Genomic DNA, 2,121 nt, shown 5'->3' with positions numbered 1-2,121 from the left:
GAGCGGGCGGGCGGGCTTGCCGGCATGGGCGTCCAGCATGAACTCGCGCCACAGCTTGGCCGGCAGGGTGCCGCCGGTGACCTTCTTCATCGCCTCGTTGTTGTCGTTGCCCAGCCAGACGCCGGCGACCAGATCGGCGGTGAAGCCGACGAACCAGGCGTCGTGATAGTCCTGGGTGGTGCCGGACTTGGCCGCCGCCGGACGGTTCAGCTTGGCGCTGCGGCCGGTGCCGTAATCGAGCACGCCGGTCATCATGTGGGACAGCTGCACCGCATGGGCGGGATCGACCACGGCACTGCCGCCGCCGCCCTGGCGCCGGTAGAGAACGACGCCGTCGCGGCTTTTGATCTCGGTGATGGCATAGGCCCAGACGGGGACGCCGCGGTTGGCGATGCCGGCATAGGCGCGCACCAGTTCCAGCGGCGTCACCTCGCTGGTGCCGAGGCCCAGCGACAGGTCGCGGGTGAGCGGCGAGGAGATGCCGAGGTTGGACGCGATGCGCCGCACCCGGTCGGTGCCGACCCGGTCGATCAGCCGTGCCGTCGCGGTGTTGGAGGAATGGGCCAGCGCCGAGGCCAGCGTGATGCTGCCGCGGTACTTGCCGTCGTAATTGCCGGGGCTCCAGTTGGCGAGCTGCACGGGAGCGTCGTCGATCAGGCTGTCCGGGGTCCAGCCCGACTCCAGTGCGGCCAGATAGACGAAGGGCTTGAAGGCGGAGCCCGGCTGGCGCAGCGCCTGGGTGGCGCGGTTGAACTCGCTGCCGTCGTAATCGCGGCCGCCGACCAGGGCGCGGACGGCGCCGTCGGGGCTCATGGCGACCAGCGCCCCCTGGCGGACGTTGGCGGCGGCGCCGGGACCGGCCAGCAGGGCCTCCAGCCGCTGTTCGGCGGCGCGCTGCATCTTCAAATCCAGCGTGGTGCGGACGATCACGTCGCCATGGTCGGGACCAGCGAAGCCCGGCACCAGATCGGTCACCCAATCGGCGAAATAGCGGCCATCGCCGCCGGGCTTGCGCTTGGGCGACGGCTTGGCGGTGCGGGCGGCCTCATACTGCGGCTGGGTCAGGTAGCCGGCATCCAGCATCGCCGCCATCACCACCCGCGCCCGCTCCGCCGACTCGTCGGGGTTGGAGCTGGGGGCGTAGCGCGACGGCGCCTTCAACAGGCCGGCCAGCACCGCCGACTCGCGCACGTCGACCTCGGTCGCCGGCTTGCCGAAATAGGTGCGGGCGGCGGCGTCCACCCCGAAGGTGCCGGCGCCGAGATAGACGCGGTTCAGGTAGGCGGTGAGGATCTGGTCCTTGGTGAAGCGGCTCTCCAGCCACAGCGCCAGCATCGCTTCCTGGATCTTGCGCTTCAGCGATTTCTCGGGCGTCAGGAACAGGTTCTTGGCGAGCTGCTGGGTGATGGTGGAGCCGCCCTGCACCGCCCGGCCGGACCGCCAGTTGACATAGACGGCGCGGGCAAGCCCCAGCGGGTCGATGCCGAAATGGCTGTAGAAGCGGCGGTCCTCGATGGCCAGCACGGCGCCGACCAGATGCGGCGGCAGGTCGCGCACGCTGAGCGTCGTGCCGTGCAGGTCGCCGAAGCGGGCGAACTCGCTGCCGTCGGCGGCCAGCACGGTGATCGAGGCGCGGCGTTCGAACTGCGCCACCTTGGAGATGTCCGGCAGGTCGAGCGCGAACCATGCCAGCACGGCACCCAGCCCGATGCCGCACCAGATGGCGGCGACGAGGCCCCACTGGACCAGACGCCTCACCCAGCCGCCGCCGTTTTTCCGGGGCGGCTGCGGCGCCCGGCCGGGGCGTGCGGCAGGCTGGGCCGAGAGCTGCGGGGGCTGCGGCGGTTGGCTACCGCCGGACCGGCGGGCGGATCGGTTCGGCTGCTGCTTCGGTTTCGGCAAGGAGAGCCTTGGAAGGGAGATGGACGGCAGGGTGAAGCTGGGCAACTTGACGTTGGGCAACTTGAAGCTGGGCAGGCCGCGGGAGCGGCGGCGGGGCTGCCTGAAGGGCGTCGGCGGCGGGGCGGCGGAGGGGGGGGACCCCGGCCCGAGGGCGGGGCGGCGGGGAGACGGGGGGGGGGCGTGGGCGCGGGGGGTGACGGGGGGGGTCCCGCGCAGAGG

1 pseudogene is annotated in these 2,121 nt (G+C 71.9%); it reads right to left on the bottom strand.

Features of this window, described 5'->3' with window-relative positions:
• Positions 1–2,040: pseudogene (locus tag GBZ48_RS35740) on the bottom strand (transglycosylase domain-containing protein); the annotation flags it as partial.
• Positions 2,041–2,121: the final 81 nt, after the last annotated feature.

This window comes from Azospirillum melinis, from assembly GCF_013340935.1.
GTDB lineage: Bacteria > Pseudomonadota > Alphaproteobacteria > Azospirillales > Azospirillaceae > Azospirillum > Azospirillum melinis.
This window is presented reverse-complemented; position numbering and strand designations above follow the sequence as displayed.